General features: G+C 72.7%; 15 protein-coding genes and 3 pseudogenes. 9 read left to right on the top strand and 9 right to left on the bottom strand.

The genetic code is table 11. The annotated features are described in order from the left end of the window. Window positions 1–195: 195 nt before the first annotated feature. Both BUE48_RS22750 and BUE48_RS22745 read right to left on the bottom strand, forming a co-directional pair. A pseudogene (locus BUE48_RS22750) lies at window positions 196–603 on the bottom strand (glycoside hydrolase family 6 protein); the annotation flags it as partial. Between the two features lie 481 nt (window positions 604–1084). Further along, window positions 1085–1603: a hypothetical protein gene (locus BUE48_RS22745; protein WP_286990988.1), complete on the bottom strand. Its 519-nt coding sequence runs from the start codon at window positions 1601–1603 to the stop codon at window positions 1085–1087. A 595-nt stretch (window positions 1604–2198) separates the two neighbouring features. Between BUE48_RS22745 and BUE48_RS22740 the strand changes: the two genes are divergently transcribed. From BUE48_RS22740 to BUE48_RS22720, 5 genes are all read left to right on the top strand, one after another. Continuing rightward, on the top strand, window positions 2199–3272 hold the full coding sequence (locus BUE48_RS22740; RefSeq protein WP_012854874.1) for a LacI family DNA-binding transcriptional regulator: 1074 nt from the start codon (window positions 2199–2201) through the stop codon (window positions 3270–3272). 375 nt (window positions 3273–3647) lie between these two features. Further along, a complete protein-coding gene (locus tag BUE48_RS22735) occupies window positions 3648–3806 on the top strand; it encodes a hypothetical protein (protein WP_286990987.1) in 159 nt (52 codons plus the stop codon). A gap of 7 nt (window positions 3807–3813) precedes the next feature. Beyond that, the gene (locus BUE48_RS22730) at window positions 3814–4260 is read left to right on the top strand and encodes a glycoside hydrolase family 48 protein (RefSeq protein WP_286990986.1); all 447 of its coding nucleotides are present in this window, start codon (window positions 3814–3816) and stop codon (window positions 4258–4260) included. A gap of 79 nt (window positions 4261–4339) precedes the next feature. Beyond that, window positions 4340–4915 carry a SigE family RNA polymerase sigma factor gene (locus BUE48_RS22725; RefSeq protein WP_286990985.1) on the top strand — a complete coding sequence of 192 codons (576 nt, stop codon included), beginning with the start codon at window positions 4340–4342 and terminating at the stop codon, window positions 4913–4915. Then, window positions 4915–5742 carry a hypothetical protein gene (locus BUE48_RS22720; RefSeq protein WP_286990984.1) on the top strand — a complete coding sequence of 276 codons (828 nt, stop codon included), beginning with the start codon at window positions 4915–4917 and terminating at the stop codon, window positions 5740–5742. Before BUE48_RS22725 ends, BUE48_RS22720 begins: the two co-directional genes overlap by 1 nt. Before the next feature lie 405 nt (window positions 5743–6147). On the opposite strand, the pseudogene BUE48_RS22715 reads toward BUE48_RS22720, so the two are convergent. From BUE48_RS22715 to BUE48_RS22705, 3 genes and pseudogenes are all read right to left on the bottom strand, one after another. Then, window positions 6148–6528, bottom strand: a pseudogene (locus tag BUE48_RS22715) (lytic polysaccharide monooxygenase); the annotation flags it as partial. Window positions 6529–6804: 276 nt separating this feature from the next. Continuing rightward, window positions 6805–7362: a carboxymuconolactone decarboxylase family protein gene (locus tag BUE48_RS22710; RefSeq protein ID WP_012854869.1), complete on the bottom strand. Its 558-nt coding sequence runs from the start codon at window positions 7360–7362 to the stop codon at window positions 6805–6807. Between the two features lie 149 nt (window positions 7363–7511). Then, on the bottom strand, window positions 7512–8318 hold the full coding sequence (locus BUE48_RS22705) for an SAM-dependent methyltransferase (RefSeq protein ID WP_012854868.1): 807 nt from the start codon (window positions 8316–8318) through the stop codon (window positions 7512–7514). Between the two features lie 220 nt (window positions 8319–8538). Between BUE48_RS22705 and BUE48_RS22700 the strand changes: the two genes are divergently transcribed. Further along, window positions 8539–11865 (top strand): HEAT repeat domain-containing protein, encoded by a 3327-nt coding sequence (locus tag BUE48_RS22700; protein WP_286990983.1) that lies wholly within the window; start codon window positions 8539–8541, stop codon window positions 11863–11865. An 87-nt stretch (window positions 11866–11952) separates the two neighbouring features. Here the strand turns inward: BUE48_RS22700 and BUE48_RS22695 are convergent, their stop codons facing one another. Further along, on the bottom strand, window positions 11953–12450 hold the full coding sequence (locus BUE48_RS22695) for a hypothetical protein (protein WP_012854866.1): 498 nt from the start codon (window positions 12448–12450) through the stop codon (window positions 11953–11955). 348 nt (window positions 12451–12798) lie between these two features. On the opposite strand from BUE48_RS22695, the gene BUE48_RS22690 reads away from it, so the two are divergent. Then, window positions 12799–16176 (top strand): HEAT repeat domain-containing protein, encoded by a 3378-nt coding sequence (locus BUE48_RS22690; protein WP_286990982.1) that lies wholly within the window; start codon window positions 12799–12801, stop codon window positions 16174–16176. 362 nt (window positions 16177–16538) lie between these two features. On the opposite strand, the gene BUE48_RS22685 is transcribed toward BUE48_RS22690, so the two are convergent. Then, the gene (locus tag BUE48_RS22685; RefSeq protein WP_012854863.1) at window positions 16539–17531 is read right to left on the bottom strand and encodes a sporulation protein; all 993 of its coding nucleotides are present in this window, start codon (window positions 17529–17531) and stop codon (window positions 16539–16541) included. A gap of 204 nt (window positions 17532–17735) precedes the next feature. Here BUE48_RS22685 and BUE48_RS22680 point away from each other — a divergent pair. Together BUE48_RS22680 and BUE48_RS22675 are read left to right on the top strand one after the other, a co-directional pair. Continuing rightward, window positions 17736–18682, top strand: a pseudogene (locus BUE48_RS22680) (ATP-binding cassette domain-containing protein). Further along, window positions 18679–19458 carry a hypothetical protein gene (locus tag BUE48_RS22675; protein WP_286990981.1) on the top strand — a complete coding sequence of 260 codons (780 nt, stop codon included), beginning with the start codon at window positions 18679–18681 and terminating at the stop codon, window positions 19456–19458. Before BUE48_RS22680 ends, BUE48_RS22675 begins: the two are co-directional and overlap by 4 nt. A 6-nt stretch (window positions 19459–19464) precedes the next feature. Here the strand turns inward: BUE48_RS22675 and BUE48_RS22670 are convergent, their stop codons facing one another. Both BUE48_RS22670 and BUE48_RS22665 read right to left on the bottom strand, forming a co-directional pair. Beyond that, the gene (locus BUE48_RS22670) at window positions 19465–20493 is read right to left on the bottom strand and encodes a sensor histidine kinase (RefSeq protein WP_286990980.1); all 1029 of its coding nucleotides are present in this window, start codon (window positions 20491–20493) and stop codon (window positions 19465–19467) included. Continuing rightward, a complete protein-coding gene (locus tag BUE48_RS22665) occupies window positions 20460–21122 on the bottom strand; it encodes a hypothetical protein (RefSeq protein WP_286990979.1) in 663 nt (220 codons plus the stop codon). The genes BUE48_RS22670 and BUE48_RS22665 overlap by 34 nt, the downstream gene beginning before the upstream one ends. Between the last annotated feature and the right edge of the window lie 136 nt (window positions 21123–21258).

The raw sequence follows: 21258 nt of genomic DNA, 5'->3' as shown, positions 1-21258 counted from the left end.
CAGGAAAGCGGCAAGGGCCGGGCAGGGTGTCCCTGCCCGGCCCTTTGAAACACCGGCACCAGTGACCCTTTTCCAACACGTGGCCTTGGGCACGGGAACCGGGCGGTATCCGAGGTCATGACGTTGCAGGTCACGGCATCGTCCCTGGCTCCGAGGCCCCCGTCCCCACCTGCGGGAACGTCGTGTTGAAAAGGTTCAGTCCAGTGGTGGGTAGGCGTTGCGCATCAGCTCCTGGAACTGGGCGGAGAACCAGTGGCCGGGGAGGGCACCGGACATGTTGCGGCCGTTGAGGGCGTTGCCGGTGTAGGCCGGGTCGCACATGCGGTCGAAGCGCTTGCCCTCGTCGTTGGGGATCTCCTTGCCGGCGCCGTCGGATTCGCCCGGCGGCTTGATCCACACGTAGGCGTCGATGCCCGGCTCGGGGGTGGCCTGCGGGCGCTCGCCCAGTTCCGTCCCGGCCTGGTTGCACCAGTTGCCGGCGTGGAAGCGGCGGTCGACGCGCCCGCCGTCCCGGCTAGCGGTCCGCGCAGCCGGGACGGAGAGCTGCGCGCCTTGGGAATCGGGTCGGCTCTCATAACGAATTCCTCCTCGGGGTGTGGGTATTCACAACGCTCTTCGCAGGAGCGCTTCCAAGCGAGAGAAGCAGCCCGATCCCAACCTGTACAGACGCTTTCTGTGGATTTTCATACCGAATCGTCGGCAACCTTTCGGCGGGGCCCGGGCGACTAGGGGGCAAAGGGCCGGGACCGCTTACCGTGGGAGCAGCGGCCCCGGCGGGCAATTCCGGGGACTCCGCCTGGCCAAACCGGGCGGGGTCCTGGTGCGCCGTGGGCGTCGGCCGACAAGGCCTCGCCTGCGGAATGCCGCGTGCACCCGGCCGGTAAATCCCATCGAACGGGCCGGGAATGGTCTCGTGAACGAGACTCTCGCTCACTCCTGCGCGGGTAATTCACGCGCGTTTCGCCGACCCCGCGGATGCGCGGAATTCACCCGGGCGAACCGGTGCCCCGTGCCGGTATCGGAAGGATCACCCATGGCTTCTCACCTCGTGCCCGCCGCCCCCGGGCGGCGCGTGGGCAAGGGCTCAGCCCGCGGCGGACCCCCGCTCGGACGGGCGGCGCAGCACCTGGTCGGCGGTGGGCCGCCGGACGGAGGGCGCGGCCCCGAAGCCCGACGGCTCCACGGTGCTGCTGCGCCTGCCGGCCTCGCCCTTGAGCTGCGGCAGGATGCACACCGGCTTGCCGGTGTCGCCGGTCCACAGGTCATGGGCGACGGTGGCCGGCAGCCGCCCGATGAACGGCTTGAACGTCGGGTCGGGCACCTCGCGCAGCGCCACCCGGCGCTCCATCGTGCCGTGCGCATGCCGGCGGCCGCCCCCCGAACCCGCCGGTGTGGGCTCGTGGGAGGTCCGCAGGAGCATCGCGATGCGGCGGACATTGGGGAAATCGCCGAAGGTCCGGCTGCCCGTGCTGCACAGCCACCGCCGCCCGGTCCGCGTGCGCGGCTCGTCCGGGAGCGAGACGTACTCGATGCCGCCAGTGGACAGCACGGTGACGCGGCTGCCCTTGAGCGTCCCCTCCATCCGGCCCGAGCCCTGGCGCACGTCCCCCCGCTCATGTCCATGCGGTGGACCTTGTGTCCCTCGCCGCCGGGGGCCTTCAGCCGCAGCGACGAGCTGCCCTCCAGGAAGCCGGTGCCGGGTGGCCGGCAGGGTCGGCGCGTTGTGCGGAAAACGCGGCGGAGCCGTCTGCGAGGCGGACTCGGCGCACCCCGCCGCCGACAGGGCCGCCGCGATCAGCGCATACGGCGCTCGGCGGCGTGCTCGGGACGGGTCCATCGAGTTCTCCGGGCGTTCGAGTACGGCGATCCGGCGGCGCGCGGCCTCGGCCGAAACGTCACCGGCACCGCCGGGCCGAAGGTAGAGGCGACACTGGCACATGGGAAGCGCCGTTTCACGGTTTTCATGGCGCCCCATGCCGCCGCACCCTGCCGCAAGAGAGCGTTCTGCCAGCTCATAAAGCCTGAAGACCACCAATGGCGAGCACAGTGGACTCCCGGGGAAATCGTGGTTGACACTGTGGTCGCACTTTCTTGACAGAAGATAAGAAAACCTTCAATCTTGGGAGCGCTCCCGCATCCCACCCCGCCAACCTTCCGGCTGCCGGTCACAGCCGGAAACCCCCGAAGGGAGTGCAGGCGTGGCGATATCCGAACCGCCTGTCCGATCAGAAGCCCGGCCACAAACCCGCGCGGAATCGAAAACGCGCACGGCCCGCCGGCCGCCCACCCTCGCCCACGTCGCCGCGCTGGCCGGTGTCTCCCCGGCCACCGCCTCCCGGGTGCTCAGCGGCTCGGCCCACGTCAGCCCGGACGCCCGGATGCTGGTCGAGGACGCCGTGCAGCGCCTGGGCTACGTGCGGCGGCGCAGCGCCCCCCGCCTGGTCGGGCCGGGCGAGTCCATCGCGGTCGTGCTCTGCGAGGACAGCTCCCGGGTCTTCGCCGACCCGTTCTTCGCCCGGCTGCTGCAGGGCGTCAAACGAGAGCTGGAGGGCGGCCCCCAGCACGTGGTGCTCATGGTCGGCGGGAACGAGGAGTGGCGCACCGCCGCCGAGTACCTGCGCGCCGGGCACACCGCCGGGGTGCTGCTGGTCGGCCCGCACCGCGACCACCCGCTCGTCCGGCTGCACACCGCCTCCCGCGGCCCGGTGGTGGTGGCCGGACGCCCGCTGTCGCCGATCCGGCTGCCGTATGTGGACGCCGACAACCGGGGCGGCGCCCGGGCCGCGCTGGAGCACCTGGTGGCCACCGGCCGCCGCAAGATCGGCGTCATCGCCGGCCCGCCCGACGTGGGACCGGGCATCGACCGGCTGGCCGGCTACCGCGCCGCCGCTACCGACGCGGGCATCGAGATCGAGGGCCTGATCGTCCGGGGCGACTTCAGCCGGACCTCCGGCGAGCACGCCATGAACCGGCTGCTGGCCCGGCGCCCGGACCTGGAGGCGGTGGCGGCCGCCTCCGACCTGATGGCCCTCGGCGCCATGCGGGCGCTGCACCGGGCCGGCCGCCGCATCCCCGACGATGTGGCCGTGGTCGGCTTCGACGACCTGCCGATCGCCCGCCGCATCCGGCCCGCCCTGACCACCGTCCGCCAGCCGGTCGAGGACCTGGGCGCCCGCGCCGTGCGCGAGCTGCTCGGCCTCATCGGCGGGCGCAGCGCCCCCGAACGCGGCGTCATCCTCAAGTCCAAGCTGATCGTCCGCGACTCCGCATGACCGCCGAACCTCATCCGACGCCCGGCCGAGCAGGCCGCGGCCGGTGCCCGGCGCCGTGCCGCCGCAGGGTGCGGCCTCCCCTCGACGGTGACGTCCCCGCATGCGACCTGCAGGAACGGCGTGTCGATCAAGGGTCACCGCACCCGGCCCGCGCCTGGAGCGGCCAGGCACACGGCAGCGGGCCGAGGAGTTCGTCTGGGCTGCGGCTCGACTGGTCTGGATGGGATCACCCCGCAGCTCCGGCCGGTACCTGGCCACTGTTGTCTGGTTCGGCTCTGCCGGCGTGTTCGATCGCATCCTGCCCAGTGAACCGGCCGGGGAGGAAAGGGGCTGGTGAGAAGACGGCCAAGAGGGCGCCCGCTCACGGCGGTGGGCGTGGCGCTGATCATGCTCCGCGGCGGCCCGGTGGTCGTCGGTGGGCCGGCGCACGCCGCCGTGGCCTGCACGGTGGTCTACGGCGAGAACGACTGGGGCTCGGGGTTCACTGCGTCCGCTGCGCTGGAGCGGGCAGCCGGACGGCGACCGGTCCGGTGACACCGGGATGCCCTCGGCTGACACCGGGCTGCACGTGGCCGTGACCGAGCACACCCAGGACCTCGGCGCCGCCGCTCCGGCCCGCACGCCGATCGCGTACGCGGCCGGGTCCGGCGACGCCCGCGCCGAGACCGTCGCCGAGAACCTGCCGGAGGCCCTGTGGAAGCACCGGGACGACCTCGGGACCTCGGCGCCCGAGCCCCGGGCCGACTACGAGCGGGTCAACGACCCGACCGGCCGGCGGGGCACCATGCCCAACGGCGACCCGATCGACGCGAACTCCACGTTCATGTCGATCCGCTCGTTCTACCGCGGCGATCCCGACTACGAACGGGTGTGGGCGCATGCGAACGGCGCCACTTCCACCGTCCCGGTGGTCCGCTGCCACCGCTTCCGGACGCAGGCCGGCATCGCCGTGGCGATGGCCGACTACGGTTTCCCGTTCAACGAGTGACGGTGAGCTGATGACGATGAGCACGTGGCACGGCGCATCGGCCGCGTCCCGTGCCGCGCAACGGCGGGAGGCGGTCCCTTTGAGCTCACAAGGCTCCCTGGACGAGGCCGCCCGGGCGGAGTTCCAGCGATTCTTCGAACTGCACCACCGAGAACTGGCCCGGCTGGCGGCCCTGATGCTGGGGGACGCGGACGCCGCCGACGACCTGACCGCCGATGCGCTGGTGGCCGCGTGGCATCGGTGGGACCGGGTGCGCAACGCCGACCAGCCGCTGGCCTACGTACGGCGAATGGTCATCAACATGTGCAACAGCCGGATCCGGACCCTGATGCGCGAACGCGGCGGGCTGCACGTCCTGGAAGGCGGCGAGCGGGAGTCCCGCCAGGACCCGGACGTGGCGGCGATCGTCGATGTGCGGGCCGCGCTGCGGCGGCTGCCGCCCCGCAAACGCGCCTGCGTGGTGCTGCGGCTGGCCTTCGACCTGTCGGAACAGGAGACCGCCCGGGTGCTGGGCGTCTCCGTCGGGACGGTCAAGAGCCAGACCTCGCGCGGGGTGGCCGAACTGGTGCGGGCGCTGCGGGAGCGGCCCGAGGGCCCTGCGGCCGGCCTGCTGCCGGGAGGGGCGGCCGGCGGGCCGCTGGGAGAGGGTGCGTGATGCGAGCTCACGAAGGCCGCCGGGAGACGACCGAAGAGACATTGGCCCTGCTGCGGCAGCGGCTGCGCGACGAGGCCGACCGGTACGAGCCCGACCGGGAGCACATCTGGTCCCGGGTGGAGACGGCCATGCGCTCGCCCCGCGGGGCCTGGCCGCCGGCCGGGTCGCTGCGCCCGGACGGCCCGTGGGCCCGCCCGCTGCGGCGCTGGGCGGGCTGGAGCGGACTGCGGGTGGCCGCCACCGCGCTGGGCACCGCCGCGGTCGTCGGCATCGCCTCGCTGACCGCCCTGGCGCTGAACGACCGGACCGGCCCGCCCCTGACCGAACGAGGCGACCTGCCGCCGCAGTCACCCGCTCAGCACGCCTCCCCGCTCCCCGTCCCCTCCACTGCTCCCGGCCACACCCCTTCTTCCCCGTCCTCCCCTCAAAGCGCCTCCCCCGCCGGGGACGAACCCTCCGGCGAGCAGACCGTGGAGGCCACCGGGACCTCAGGCCCGAACGGCACCCCCTACTGGGGCGAGAACAACCTGAAACTGCGGGTGCACCGTCCCCTGACCCGCCTGCGGGTCACCATCGAAGTCGTCCGCACGCCGCGGGTCAGGCCGACTGGCTCCTGGCTGTCGCTGGCCACCAGCGACTTCCGCATCAGCACGGATGTCACCGGCCGGGCCGTGGTCTACCGGTGGACGCTGCTGCCGGGCCGCACGGTGCGGCCGGGCACCTACACCTTCGCCGCTCAGTACGAGCGGGCCGCCGGCCACGACCCCGGCGAGGACACCTTCCAGGTCATCGCGGCCGACGGAACCAGGATCACCGGGCACTTCTGAGCCCGTCCGCAGGACACAGCGCCGCTGACGCTCCCGTCCTGGCCTCGGCGGGAAAAGGCTTGGCAGCGCGCTGTCGGCGTTTTCGCCATGGTCGTCGTCTCTGGGAAGCGGTGCGCAGTCGGTGGGTATGAAAAGGCGTTCCAGACCGTTCAGCCTTGTCGGTCTGGTGTGCCGTCCGCTCAGCCGCTGGTCGTCCGGTGGCTCATCCCCGGCTGCGGGGAGGCTGGGGCGCTCGGTGAGGGGGACTGCGACGGCGGCGGGAGCGTGCCGCTCTCCCCGACGCCGGTCACCTCGCCGTTGCCGCCGTCGAAGACCACGTCCGAGCAGTTGTAGAAGGTCTCGTCGCTGTCGGCCGGTCTTGTCCTCCGGCAGCTTGACGTTCCAGAGGTAATCGGAGTTCTCGCTGCCGGGGCCGCCGGCGCGGGGCGGGTCCTGCACCTTGTCGAACGGCTCGGGCTCCAGGTCGTCCCACGACAGCGGACGGCTGGGGGCCCAGGTGTCCTTGGTGATGTGGGAGCGGAACCAGCCGGGGTGGGCGGCCCACTTGTTGCAGCGGAACCGGATGGTGGCGCCGGCGGTCAGGTGGGTCACCGGCCGGTCGTCGCGGGCCAGGTCGAAGCCGCCGAAGTCGTAGACGGTGGCGTCGGCGCCGCACAGCTCGCCGCCGGGGATGAAGCCCTTCATCCACCCGGCGCCGTCGGAGCGCAGCACGGCGAACCAGTTGTACAGGGAGTTGGTGCCGCTTTGGGTGACCGCGGCCGCGCAGGCCGGGTTCTTGGGGACGATGTCGCCCTGCGGGGTCAGGCTGTCTTTCCAGCACAGGTGGGTGCGGCTCCCGGTACCAGCATGGCGCCGTGCGCGGCGGCGGCACGGCCGGGTCGGCCGTCGCCTGCGAACAGGTCGGACGGGGCTTTCAGATCACCGTTTTCGAACGCGAGGCCCGCGGCATCTCCGCACCGGGCAACCGGCAAGGGCGGCCGCCGGGCGAGCGCGGCTTTCGGCTTCTGCCGCCGTGTCCCCGGCACGGTGCCCGGCCGCCCTCGTGGTTCCGGGACCCGGCGATCACCTGGGGTCCGGGCCGGGGGCGGCGGAGCCGTAGCCGTGGGCGACCAGGCGTTCGGCCATCTGCGCGTAGGCCCGGGGGTCGGGGGGAACGGAGGTGCCCAGGCCGTCGACATAGCGGTTGTACATGCAGAACGCGGCGGCGATCAGCACCGTGTCGTGGATCTCCACGTCGGTGGCGCCGGCGGCGCGGGCCGCGGCGATGTGCTCGGCGGTGACGTCCTTGCCGCTGCGCTGGACGGCGGCGGCGATGCGCAGCAGGGCTTTGAGCTTGTCGGAGATGGGGGCGGCATCCGGGTCGGCGTGGACCTGCTCGACCAGGGACATGCCGCCCTCCAGCTGGGCGGCGGCGCAGGCCGAGTGCGAGCCGGCGCAAAAGCGGCAGTCGTTCAGCGTGGACACATAGGCCGCGATCAGCTCGCGCTCCCCGCGGGCCAGCGGGCTCGGGCCGCGCAGCAGGGTCTCGGCCAGGGCGCTGAGCGCTCCGGCGGTCTCCGGCCGGAACCGCAGCAGCGAGGGCAGTCCGGGAATGCCGTCGTCCAGATCGATGTGCGCCACGAGACCACCTTTCGGGGACGACCGGAGCGCGGCCCGGGCCGCCGGCCGGGCCGACTGCCGCCACCATAACGCCGCCGCGGCGGTTTGATCATCTGAACGCCGGGCTTGCTCGTCTTGACGCCGGATGTGCCTTTTCAGGGTTTGCGGGTTCAGGGTTTGCGGGCCACCCCGCCGAAGGTCATGACCTCCGGTGGTTCGCCCCACGGGTTGGGCTCGGGACGCCACCGGGTGCAGGAGACCACCCCCGGCTCGATCAGCTCCAGGCCGTCGAAGAAAGCGGTGATCTCGGCGCGGGTGCGGGCCTTGACCGGGTGCGGGGTGCCGGTCTCGTTCCAGGTGCGGACGGCGGTCTGGGTGGCCTCCACGTCCAGGCAGGCGTGCGACAGCGCCAGGTGGCTGCCCGGCGGCAGTGCGGCGACCAGTTCCCGCACGATGCGGTGGGCCTGGCCGTCGTCGGGGATGAGGTGCAGGACGGCCAGCATCATCAGCGCGATGGGCTCACCGAAGTCCAAGGTCTCGGCGGCCTGTTCCAAGATCGCGCCCGGGTCGCGCATGTCGGCGTCGATGTAGCTGGTCGCGCCCTCGGGGGTGCTGGTGAGCAGGGCGCGGGCGTGGGCCAGCACCAGCGGGTCGTTGTCGACGTAGACCACCCGGCACTCCGGCGCCACCCGCTGGGCGATCTCGTGGGTGTTGTCGGCGGTGGGCAGCCCGGTGCCGATGTCGAGGAACTGGCGGATGCCCCGCTCGCCCGCCAGGTGACGCACGCACCGCCCCAGGAACAGCCGGTCGCCGCGGGCCGCCGCGACGATCCCGGGAACCTGCCGGGCGACCGCCTCACCGGCCCGGCGGTCCACCTCGTAGTGGTCCTTGCCGCCCAGCCAGTAGTCCCAGACCCGGGCCGAGACCGGCCTGTCGATTTGCAGCCTGCCGGCCGGGCTCGCGGCGTCACGGCTCATGGAGATCCTCTCGAAAGTGATGGCACGGGATGTTACCGGCATCTTCCTCATGAGGGGTGAGGGTCGTCGCCGGCCGGTTCGGTGGTTCGGCCGGAGCGTGCCACGTTTTGGGGGGTGACCTGGGAGGCGGAGAAAAGGTGAAGGTGGGAAGGGTTTGCCGCGACGGTAATCGGTTTGTTCGATTCGCGGTGGAAATGTGGTCTCCCTACGCTGCTCACCCGTGAGCGAAGCAGTCGACTATGGACGGTTTGCGGAGCGGATGCGGCGGGCCGCTGAGCGGGGGCGGTCGGCGTTCTGGGAGTTGCTGCGCGATTTCCAGCGGGAATGGGGTTATCAGGACCCCGAGGGGCCGCCGCGCCGGTCGCGGCAGGCTGAAGAGGACGGCTTCGATGAGGACGATGCCGCTCGGGTGGATGCCTCTCTGCCGGTTCCGGAGGCGTTGAAAGAGTGGTGGGATCTGCCGTTCAACTCCTTCGTCCACTCGCCGAGGCTGTATTACACGCATCCCGAGTGGCCGCCCACGATCCGGCCCGACCCCACCGGACAGGGCGTCAGTGACGCGCTGCCCGTCCGTAACCCGTTCGTCGGTCCTGGTGAGGACCGGCGGGTGTGCGTGTTCATGGCCGAGTACGAATACTGCAACGAGTGGGGGTATCTGGCCGCCGAAGCCGGCCGTCCCGATCCCAGAGTGCTGGTCAGTACCGAGGACGGGTGGCTGCTGCAGGCCCGGTCGATCTCGGAGTTCTTCCTGCAACTGGCCGTTCAGCGGCTCTCGCACAACCACGGCTGGCGGCTGCCGCTGTACCCGAGCGAGGTCATCGAGCACCCGGGACTGCTGGAGCGGATCCGCGGCACCTACCCGGAGATGGGGCTGCTGCCCTGGCGGGAGCTGGGAGTCGACAGCGTCGCCTACGGGGCGCCGGATGCGATCATTCACGTCGGCCGGTGGGGCGTCGCGGATTACCCGGTGGTCATCTGCGCCCGCACCCGTGAGGCGCTGGTGCGGGTGGCGCGCACGCTGCGGATCGACGTGGTCGGCCCCTGGATCGAACCCCCTAGGCACGGTCCGGACAGCGATCAGGAGGGCGGGGTCGGGCCGGTGGCCCTTGCCGAGGGGGATGTCGATGGGTTGGGCCGCTGGACGGTGACGGCGGTGCACCCGGCGGGGCCTGCCTCCTCGTTCACGTCCGGACAGGTCGTGTCGGCCACTGACGGGGACGGGACGGTCACGGTCACCGCGGATGCCGGTGGCCGGGTGCATGTGCGGCTCGGCGATGCTGAGCCGCAGGTCCGGAAACTGCACGAAGCCGAGGTGACCGCTGTCGCTTGCGTGCGTTCGGATGGTGGCCCGCTGGTGGTGACCGGCGATGCCGAGGGAACCGTCCGCCTGTGGGAGCCGCCCGGCCAGCCGCCGGAGCAGCCGCTCACCGGCCGTAAAGAGGCCGTGTGCGCGCTGGCCGCGGCGGTGCTGCCGACCGGGCCGGCGGTCGCCGCCGCCTGGGGCGACGGTCTGGTCCGGCTGCGCGACGTCCGCTCAGGGGTGGACACCGACCTGTGGCTGGGCACCGGCATCACCGGCCTGGAACTGGGGTCGGACGGGGAACTGCAGGTCAGGGCGGGCAATGGCACCACCGTGCTGCGGCTGGACTCAGAGCGGCTGTGGCCGCACCGCAAGATCCGGCTGCGGCTGAACGAGATCGACTGGGCGTCCTTGCGCCACGCCATGGGCGGGGCCGGGGACATCCCCGACCTGATCATGAAAGTGGCCACGCCGCGCACCGGCGACCTGGGCGAGGGCATCGACGGCTTGAAAGAGGCGCTGCTCAGATGGGGCGAGGCGTACTCGGCGACCTCGGCCGCCGTGCCGTTCCTGGTGGAGCTGGCCTGCGGCCGTCCCCACGGGGCCCGCGAGGACCTGTTCGTCATCCTGTCGCGGATCAGCCGGGCGCACGAGGAGATCGACGACGAGCGGATGCGCTCCCTGGCCCTGGAAGGGCGGGCGGCGGTCGAAGCCCAAATCCCCGCCTTGGTGGCGGCGCTTGGTGGTTCTGATCCGGTGGTTCGGCATGGGGCGGCCTTTGTGCTGGCCGATTTTCCTGAGCGTGCCCTAGAGCTGGTGCCGGTGTTGCAGGCGCGGTATGCCGTGGAGACCGACCCGGTGACGGCCGCTGCGCTGGTGCTGGCCGTCGGTGACTTGACCAAGGAGCGCCGGGATGCGCCGCTGGAGTGGCTGCGCGGTCTGCTCGCCGATGCTCCCTGCCGGGAGGTGCGGGCCGCCGCGGCGGTGGCGCTGCTGTGGTGCGGCGTCCCAGAGCTCCCCGACGGGCTCGTCCAAGCCCTGAGGGAAGAACTGGCCGCCTCCGAATCGGCGCTGGAGGAAGTGCTGTGGCTGTGGGAGGGCGACCGCCATGAGGGGTTGCTGCAGCCCCTGGACGACCACCCCGGCGAGCTGATCGAACTGATCGGCTCCCTGCTGGAGAGCGCCGACCGCGACACCGGCCCGCGGCTGGTGGAGCGGGCCGGGGAGGTGATGCGGACCTGGCGGGCGGCGCCGCGGCGGCTGCTGCCCCCGCTGGCCGGGCTGCTGGACCATGAGGACGAGACCGTCGCCCGCTACGCCTTCGAGGAGATCAAGCGCTGCGGCCCCGCCGCCGCCCGGGTGGCCGACGCTCTGGCGGCGATGCTGCGGGAGCGGCGGCACCGGGACCGGTCGGACGTGGTGCAGGTGCTGGGCTCCCTCGGCGACGCCCGCTGTCTGCCGCAGCTCATCGACGTCCTGCCCAAGGCCCCGGGGCTGTACTACACGGAGGACATGGTGGCGGGCATGGCCGAGCACGCCGATGAGCTGATACCGGCACTGCGTCCCCTTTTGGCCGCTCATGCGCCCGGTTCACGCAGGCTGGCCATCGGGGTCGGCCGTTGGGGGGTGCGGGCCGCGCCGCTGGTGCCGGAGCTGACCGGCCTGCTGGAGGGCGATGGGGCCGGAGAGGAGGCGGCGTTCGCGCTGGGCGCCATCGGTGAGGCCGCCGCCGAGGCCGTCCCGGTGTTGCGTCGTCTGCTGCGTGAGGGCTCCTCGGAAGGTGAGCGTCGGGAGGCGGCGTGGGCGCTGTGGCGGATCACCGGGGATGGTGCGGAAGCGCTGGAGGTGCTGGCCGATGCGTTCCGGCCGAGCCTGTCGGTGGAGGTCGCCGAACGGCTGCTCGACCTGGGGAGTGCGGCCGCTCCGGCCGTGCCGCTGTTGCGTCCGCTGCTGCAGGAGGCAGCGGATGAGGAGTCGGCCACCGCGGCGGCCTGCGTGATCCACCGGATCACCGGGGAGGCAGACCTGCTGCCCCGCGTGATCGAGGCGGTCGCCGCCACCCCGCTGGGCATGCTCGCCGTCCGCGCCCTCGACGGCCCCGGGGCCGCCGCCGCGGTGCCGCGACTGCGGGAGATCATCGACTCTGCGCGGGTCCTGGCCGATGGCCGATGGGCCGTCTCCCAGGACCTGGCCTACCGGGCTCTCGCCGCCGAGGCCCTGGCCCGCATCACCGCCTCCGCGTCCTGACGGCGTGTGCGCCGGGCGGCCCGCCCCGCTCACCACGGGCCGCCCGGCCCCGCACCGCCTTGCCGGAGAACGCAAGGGGGCGGGAAGTCAGCCGCGTCCGCTCCGGCCGCCGGCGAGCACCACCGCGCCGAGCCCGCTGAGCAGCGCGCCCAGGCCGGTCACCAGCGAGGTCAGCCGCCACGCCTGGTAGGACGACAGCAGCCCGGCCCGCAGCATTTCCCCCATGAACGCGGTCTGCTGCAGGTTTGCCAGCTTCTCATCGCCCTTGCCGGCGGCCATCTCCGCGCTGATCTGCGCATAGGTGCGCCCGCCGGTGGCCTGCTGCAGATGAATCTTGATCAGTTCGCTGTAGGCCCGCGCCTGCGGCCCCGTCTCGACGCGCCGCCCGGCCAGCGCCGCCAGGCGGTCGGGCAGGCCCTCCTCCCAGGGGAAGGTGATCTGCTGGGCCGCCAGCTCGTCGCGGATCTGCCTTCTGCCGCGAACACCCTCGACGATCATGACGGGGCCGGCGCCGAGCAGAGCGGCGCCGACGACGCCGCGCAGAAGATCGCGCAGAGGACGTCCGGAACGGTGGATGCCGCGCATGTGCGATGTCTCTTTCGCCGGGAGGTTCTGACTGGCCGCGCCCGGCACCGGCCCGAAGCGGCCGGTGGCTGGGCGGCCATGGCACCGTGACCAAGCCTGTCGCACCGGCGCGCCGCCGGGGACGGGACTTAGGTCCCTCAGTACCGGTCCGTTCGGCACACATCGCCCGCCGCATGGACGGTGTCCCTCCCCGGCGGCCGTGATCGCCGGACGGTGCCGGGCACCGGGTCGTCCCGGATGGATGCATGACCGCGTGGGAGAGACGGATCTCTTCGACTCCGAAATGACCGTGGCGTAACCGGTTTGTCTGATTCGCGGTGGAAATGCGGTCGTCCCTACGCTGCTGCCGTGGGCGAGGTGATCGATTACGGGCGATTTGCGGAGCGGATGCGGCGGGCCGCCGAGCGGGGGCGGTCGGCGTTCTGGGAGTTGCTGCGCGATTTCCAGCGCGAATGGGGTTATCAGGACCCCGAGGGGCCGCCGCGCCGGTCGCGGCGGGCCGAGGACGAGTTCGATGAGGACGGCTTCGAAGAGGATGACTTCGATGAGGACGACGCCGCCCGGGTGGACGTCTCCCTGCCGGTCCCGGAGGCGTTGAAAGAGTGGTGGGATCTGCCGTTCAACTCGTTCGTCCACTCGCCGGAGCTGTATTACACGCATCCGGAGTGGCCGCCCACGATCCGGCCCGACCCCACCGGATACGGCTCTGGCGGCGCGCTGCCCGTCCGCAACCCGTTCGTCGGTCCCGATGAGGACCGGCGGGTGTGCGTGTTCATGGCCGAGTACGAGTACTGCAACGAGTGGGGGTACCTGGCCGCCGAAGCCGGCCGGCCCGATCCCAGAGTGCTGGTCAGCATCGAGGACGACTGGGTGCTGCAGGCCCGGTCGATCTCGGAGTTCTTCCTGCAGCTGGCCGTCGAACGCATCCCTTACCGCCACGGCTGGCGGCTGTGCCTGGGACTCCACGAGGTCGTCGAACACCCGGGATTGCTGGACCGGCTCCGCGCCACCTACCCGGAGATGGGGCTGCTGCCCTGGCGGGAGCTGGGAGTCGACAGCCTCGCCTACGGGGCACCGGACGCGATCATCTATCACGCCCGCGGCGAGGGCGCGGACTTCCCGCTGATGATCTGCGCCCGCGCCCGTGAGGCGCTGCTGCGGGTGGCGCGCACGCTGCGGATCGACGTGGTCGGCTACGCGATCGAATCCCCCGAGCACGGGCCGGACAGCGGCCAAGAAGCCGATATCGGGCCGGTGGCGCTCGTCGAAGGCGATGCCGATGGGTTGGGCCGCTGGACGGTGACCGCGGTGCACCCGGCGGAGCCCGCTTCCTCGTTCGCCGAGCCGTCCGGACAGGTCGTGTCGGCCACTGACCGGGACGGGACGATCACGGTCACCGCAGATGCCGGCGGCCGGGTGCATGTGCGGCTCGACGGTGCCGAGCCGCAGGTCCGGAAACTGCACGAAGCCGAGGTGACCGCCGTCGCCTGCGTGCGTCCGGACGGCGGCCCGCTGGTGGTGACCGGGGACGCCGAGGGAACCGTTCGCCTGTGGGAGCCGCCCGGCCAGCCGCCGAAACGCCCTTTCGCCCACGGTGAGGGGGCGGTGTGCGCGCTGGCGGCGGCGGTGCTGCCGACCGGGCCGGCGGTCGCCGCCGCCTGGACCGACGGGCAGGTCCGAGTACAGGATGTGCGCTCGGGGGTGAGCGCGGACTTTTGGCTGGGCACCGGCATCACCGGCCTGGAGCTGCGCCCGGAAGACGAGCTGCGGGTAAAAGCAGGCAACGGCACCACCGTGCTGCGGCTGGACCCGGAGCGGCTGTGGCCGCACCGCAAGATCCGGCTGCGGCTGAACGAGATCGACTGGGCGTCCTTGCGGCACGCCAGGGGCAGCGCCCGCGACATCCCAGATGTGATCATGAAGGTGGCCACACCCCGCGGCGGCGAGGTGGGGGAGGGCCTGAACGAGCTGGAAGCCAGGCTGCTTCGTGAGGACGCGGTGTACCCGGCGACCTCGGCCGCCGTGCCGTTCCTGGTGGAGCTGGCCTGCAACCGGCCACTGGGGGATCCTGAGCGGCTGTTCCGCCTGCTGTCGCGGATCAGCCGGGCGCACGAGGAGATCGACGACGAGCGGATGCGCTCCCTGGCCCTGGAAGGGCGGGCGGCGGTCGAGGCCCAGATCCCCGTCCTGGTGGCGGCGCTCGGCAGTTCCGACCCGGTGGTTCGTCACGGGGCGGCCTTCGTGTTGGCCGACTTCCCCGAGCGCGCCTTGGAGCTGGTGCCGGTGCTGCAGGCGCGGTATGCCGCGGAGACCGACCCGGTGACGGCCGCCGCGCTGGTGCTGGCCATCGGTGACCTGACCGAGGAACGCCGGGACGCGCCGCTGGAGTGGCTGCGCGGCCTGCTCGCCGACGCCCCCTGCCGGGAGGTGCGGGCCGCCGCGGCGGTGGCGCTGCTGTGGTGCGGCGTCCCGGAGTTCTCCGGTGAGCTCGCCCGAGCCGTCGAAGAGGAACTGACCGCCGCTGAACCGGCGCTGCGAGAGACGTTCTGGGTCTTGGAGTACGGCTTCACCGACCTGCTGCTGGGGGCCATGGGCGACCACCCCGGCGGGCTGATCGAGTTGATCGGCTCCCTGCTGGAGAGCGCCGAGCACGACGTCCCCGCCTGGCAGGTGCGGCGGGCCGGGAAGGTGATGCGGACCTGGCGGGCGGCGCCGCAACGGCTGCTGCCCCTGCTGGCCGGCCTGCTGAACGGGGAAAGGGAGTCCACCGGCCGGGCCGCCCTGGAGGAGATCGAGTGGTGCGGTCCCGCCGCCGCCCAGGTGGCCGACGCCCTGGTGGCGCTGCTGGACAGCCCTCAGCTTTGGCGGTCGCGCGGTGCGCTGGAGGTGCTGGCCCGGCTCGGCGACGCCCGCTGCCTGCCGCAGCTCACCCGTGAGCTGGCCGCAGACCGGATGCTGTTCTATCTGGAGGACATGGTGGGAGGCATGGCCGAGCACGCCGATGAACTGGTGCCGGTGCTGCGTCCCATCCTGTCCGCCGCCCACGGCGACGTCCCGGCCGGGCTGGTCACCGGGGTCGGCCGCTGGGGAGTGCGGGCCGCGCCGCTGGTGCCGGAACTGACCGGCCTGCTGGAGGACGATGGGGCCAGAAAGGAGGCGGCGTCCGCGCTGGGCGCCATCGGCGAGGCCGCCGCCGGGGCCGTCCCGGTGCTGCGCCGCTGTCTGCACCAAAGCCGCGCTGAGGAGGAGCGTCAGGAGGCGGCGTGGGCGCTGTGGCGGATCACCGGGGACGGCGCGGAGGCGCTGGAGGTGCTGGCCGATGCGCTCCGGCCGAGCCTGTCGGTGGAGATTGCCGAACGGCTGCTCGACCTGGGGCGGGCGGCCGCCCCGGCCGTCCCGCTGCTGCGTCCGCTGCTGGAGGAGGCACCGGATGAGGAGTCGGCCACCGCGGCGGCCTGCGTGATCCACCACGCCACCGGTGACACCGCAGTGCTGCCGCGGGTGATCGAAGCGGTGGAGACGACGGCCGCCACCCCGCTGGGCATGCTCGCCGTCCGCGCTCTCAACGGTCCCGGGGCCGCCGCCGCGGTGCCGCGACTGCGGGAGATCATCGACTCTGCGCGGGTCCTGGCCCATCCTGACGACCGCGAGGCCATTCCCCGTGACCTGGCCTACCGGGCTCTCGCCGCCGAGGCCCTGGCCCGCATCACCGACTCCCCGTCCTGAACCCTGGGACACCCGGTACGGGCGGGGTGCCGCTCTCGGCCAGACCGCACCGGACGCCCGGTGCCGTGGACGGCGAGCGGCCCGGCCGGGAGCGGCGCACGACACCCACCACCCTCTCCCGCCGCTCCCGGCCGGGGCACGGGGAACTGAAGCGCGGCGGCTTTCCGACATAAGGGCGCTCCGACAGGCCCGGAGCGGGGAACATGCCGGCGGCTCCTGCGCGCCACCGCGCCCTTCAGGGCGCTTCCGCCCACAGCCGCCGGGTGCCCGTTGTGAAAACGACGCGGGCCCGGCCGCGGGAATCCCGGACCGGGCCGGGTCGCCGGCCGAAGCGGCGACCGGGTTCGCCGTGCGGGCTCGGGTCAGTCCTCTTCGTCGCCGAAGATCCCCTCCACGGCCTCTTCTATGATCTCGCCGGCGATCATGCCGCCGACGAACCCGGCGGCGCCGGCGGCGACCGCCGCGCCCAGGCCCGGCCCGTGGTGGCCGTGACCGCCGTGGTGACCGTGGTGGCCGTACGGGTCGTGCCCGTAAGGGGCGTGCCCGTAAGGAGCGGGCCCGGCCGGGCCGAAGTGGGCGCCGTGGTGCTCGGCCACGGCGTCCAGCCACCGGGAGATCTCGGCGGCCCAGTCGATGCTCATGGCCTCCTGGTGGCTCACCTGGAAGCGGCCCAGGACGTCGCCGCCGGGGGTGAACAGGCCGCCGCGCTTGTCGGCCTCCAGCACCACCGCCAGCGAGGCCGGGTCGGCGACGAAGGTCAGCTCCACCTCGTTGATCCGGCCCTGGTGGGAGGGCGGCGGGTAGAACTCGATCTCCTGGTAGAACGGCAGCTGCTGGTGCAGCCCGGAGATGTGGCCGTACTCGACGTCGGCGCTCTTGAAGCCGAAGCCCAGCTGCGCGAAGGCGTCCAGCACCCGCTCCTGGGAGGGCAGCGGGACGATCGAGACCGGGTCCAGGTCGCCCTTGTCGACGGCCTTGGCGACCGCCAGCTCGGTGCGCACCCCCATGGCCATGCCGTGCAGGTGCTGCCCGTACACCTCGGTGATCGGGGTCTCCCACGGGATGGCGAGCTGGAACGGCACGGCGCGGTCCTGGCCCTTGGGCAGCCGGAACGGCCCCGACACGTCCACCCGGTGGAACTCCATGCCCCCGGCGCCCTCATGGTCGCCGACCTCGACCTCCACCCGGGTGACCAGCGCCAGGGTGATCCGCTGGATCTCCACGTCGTAGTCGGCCGCCTTGATGCGCACCTCGCCGGACAGGTACTCGCCCGGCCGGCAGTGCGTGGACGCCAGCACCGTGTCCACCGAGGGGCCGCCCACCCCGAACGTGCCCAGAACCCGTTTGAATACCACGTCTCACCCTCTCTTCCGGTGACTTTCCACAAAACTACTACAGTGGTAGTAGATCGAGTTCGAGAACGCCCCAGGCGGCGGGCGTTTCCCGCCGCCTGAGGATTCCCCCCGAAAGTCAGGGACGGTTCGTGCCGTTCGCTCGATGCGGCGGAACCGCACCGGTCCGTAAAGTCGCGCCACCCGTCAACGAGGACCGGACATCACATGATCGAGCTGCAGAACCTGACCAAGCGCTATGGGACCGCCACGGCCGTGGACGATCTGTCCCTGACGATCACCGGAGGCAAGGTCACCGGCTTCCTCGGCCCCAACGGCGCGGGGAAGACCACCACGATGCGGATGATCCTGGGGCTGGACGTGCCCACCTCCGGAAGAGCCCTGATCGACGGCAGGCCCTACCGCCGGCTGCGGCACCCGCTGCGGCGGGTCGGCGCGCTGCTGGACGCCAGGGCGGTGCATCCGGGCCGCAGCGCCCGCCACCACCTGCCGGCCATGGCCCGCAGCAACGGCATTCCCGCCCGCCGGGTGGAGGAGGTGCCGGCCAGGTCGGTCTCGGCGCGGTGGCCGACCGGCGCATCGGGGAGTTCTCCCTGGGCATGACCCAGCGCCTGGGCGTGGCGGGCGCGCTGCTGGGCGACCCGGAGATCTTGATGTTCGACGAGCCGGTGAACGGCCTGGACGCCGACGGGGTGCGCTGGATCCGCGGCCCGATGAGACGGCTGGCCGGCGAGGGACGCACGGTGTTCGTCTCCAGCCACCTGATGAGCGAGACGCAGATCACCGCCGACCATCTGGTGATCATCGGCCGAGGCCGGCTGATCGCGGATGCCCCGCTGGACGAACTGATCGCGCGCAGCGCGCACACCGCGGTCAAGGTCCGCAGCCCCGACCCGCAGGGCCTGCGGCGGCTGCGCGAGGAGCCGGCGGCCCGCGGGGTGGACGTCCGCACCGGCGGCCCGGGCGGGCTGCCGGCCGTCGGCGCGCAGGCCGCGCAGGTCGGCGACCTGGCCCACCGGCTGGGCGTCCGGCTGCACGAACTGAGCCAGGACGGGGCGTCCCTGGAACAGGTCTACCTGGAGCTGACCGGCGACAGCGTCGAGTTCGCCGACGCCGAGAGCCCGGCCCGGCGAAAGGAGCGGGTGGCGCGATGACGACCTGGAACCTGTCGACGCAGCACCCGCTCATCGGCGCGGTGGCCGCGGAGTGGACGAAGCTGTGGACGGTGCGGTCGACCCGGTGGCTGGTCTGCGGCAGCGTCCTGCTGATGGCGGCGCCGGCCCCATCGGCCGGCCTCACCCTCGCCAACAACAACGAGGCCGACGGCCTGCACACCCTCTACAAGCCCGGCGACGTCGCGGGCGGCACCGCCTTCTACATGGTGCAGCTCATGGTCGCCGCGTTGGCGATGCTGATGATGACGGCCGAATACGGCACCGGCAGCATCCGCTCCACCCTGCAGTGGGTGCCCGACCGGGGCCGATTGCTGCTGGCCAAGAGCGTGGTGATCGGCGCGGTGACCCTCGTCATGGGGTTTGTCATCGCGGTCGTCGGGGTGCTGCCGGCGGACCTGTCGCTGGGGCGGTACAGCGACGTGCAGCCGGGCCGGGTGGCCTGCCAGGTGGCGGCGATCGCCGTGTACATCTGCCTGTCCAGCGTGTTCACGGTCTACCTCGCGACGCTCATCCGCAGCGCTCCGGCCACCTTGACCACGGCGTTCCTCGTCATGGCCGTTCCGGCGGTCATGCAGGCCTCCGGCATCCCGCCGCTGGTGTGGACCTCGCAGTACACGCCCGCCATCGGCGGCCGGAACTTCATCATGATCGACACCGGTCCGTATCCCGCGCCGGTCGGGTCGGCGGTCCAGCTCGCCTGGGTGGTGGGCGGGTTCTTCGCGGCCAGGCTGGTGCTCGACAGGCGCGATGCCTGAGGCCGGTCAGCCGCCCTGCGTCCCGGACGCCGGATGCTCCGCCGACAGCACGTCCTTGGATGCGAGCCGGCCGTCTTTGAAGCACAGGCGGTACACCACGTCCCGGGCCGGCACGTTGCCCGAGGAGCGGTAGTACTCGCAGCGCGCCCCGGACGGCACGGGCGGTTCCCGCACGCCGGGCGGGCGTTCCGGGTACTGCCGTGACGGCAGCCGGGAGGCGATCTCGGCGCGCCGCTGCCCGACCCGGAGCGCGGCATAGTCGTCCGGCTCAAGGAGCGAGGCGAGCGTCTGCCAGATGAACAACCCGATGACCGCCGCGGCCATGCCGAGGCCGAGCAGCGTCGGCACGGCGATGGCGATGACCAGGCTCCGCCGCACCCCGCGTTCCATGCGGTGACGCTGGTGGGCCGACTCCAGCTCCGGTTCGGCCGCACCGGGGTCGCCCGAGGCCGGGGCGAGGGCCGCATCGGGGTCGAGCGGCAGCCGCGCCGACACTTCGAACCCGCCCTCCCCGGTGGGGGCCGCGTGCATCGTCCCGCCGGTCAGCCGGGCCCGTTCCCGCAGCCCCACCAGGCCGTTGCCGCCCGTGCCGCGGCCGGCGGGCGGGGCGTGCACCGGCGGTCCGTTGACCACGGCGACCTCGACGTGCCCGGAGCGGACGCCGATCCGGACCTGAACCGGGGCGCCCGGGGCGTGCTTGGCGGCGTTCGTCAGCGACTCCTGGACGACCCGGTACACCGCGCGCTCCACCAGCGGGGGAAGCCCGGGGAGGTCCTCCCACCGGGGCGGCTTCACATCCATCCCGGAGCCGCGCGCCCGCTCCACCAGCTCCTGGACGCTCTCCCCGGCCGGCTGGGCCTCGGTGCCCTCGCGCAGCACGCCGATGGTCTCGTGCAGCCGCCGCACCGCGGCGTCGGCGCGGGAGCGCAGCTCGGCCGCCAGGGCGCGGTGCCTTTCCCCCAGCGACCGGTCGACTTCCAGGGCGCCGGCGAGCAGCGCGATCAGGCTCGGCTCATGGCCGAGGGAGTCGTGCATGTCACCGGCGGTGCGCGCCCGCTCCCGCAGCCTGGCCTGCTCGGCCAGGATCCGCCGCTCGCGCTCCAGCCGTTCGGCCCGTTCCAGCCGCTGACGACCAGCTTCCGGTGCCGGCGGCGGTAGCGGCCCAGCAGCCAGGGCAGCACGCCGAAGAACAGCAGGTACATCGTCAGCGTGAACCAGGCGACCGCGGCCGGCGGGGCGAGCGCCGCCGATGCGGTGAGCGCCGTGGCCGACGCCGCGAAAAGCAGCAGGGCGGCGCACGTCCCGGGCGGCCGCCTCCCCATGAGGTAGCACGTCACACCGGTGATCAGGATGAAGGGGGCGTTCTGCGGGGAGGTCGATCCGGCGTCGGAGACATCGCCCAGCGCCCACAGCGGGACGGTGAGGACGACCGAGACGGCGGGCACCCGGCGGCTCATGAAGACCGCCGCCGCCGGCACCGCCGAGACGGCGGCGACGCGGCCGAGCGCCCCGGCGCCGATCGGCGGATACAGCTCACCCGCCACGGCGGGCGCCGTCAGCGCCGCCCACAGGCCCGCGTCACCCCCGGCGCCGGGCACGGCATCGCGATCGGCACGCGCCGAGGCCCAGACCGCCTTGCGCACACGGCCGGTCCAGCGCCCCATGGGATCACCGTAGCCACGCCGCAGGACGGGCAGGACTGACGGAAGTCACCTCCAAGACCTTCCGAAAGACATGGCCGCCGGCGGGTGCTTTCGGGGACGAGGGGATGAAGCCTTCCCGATGAACCGTTTTCAACAC

Origin of the sequence: Thermomonospora sp. CIF 1, assembly GCF_001896795.1 — a bacterium.
GTDB lineage: Bacteria > Actinomycetota > Actinomycetes > Streptosporangiales > Streptosporangiaceae > Thermomonospora > Thermomonospora curvata.
Note: the sequence above shows the minus strand (reverse complement) of the source record. Positions and strands in the feature narration are given on the sequence as shown.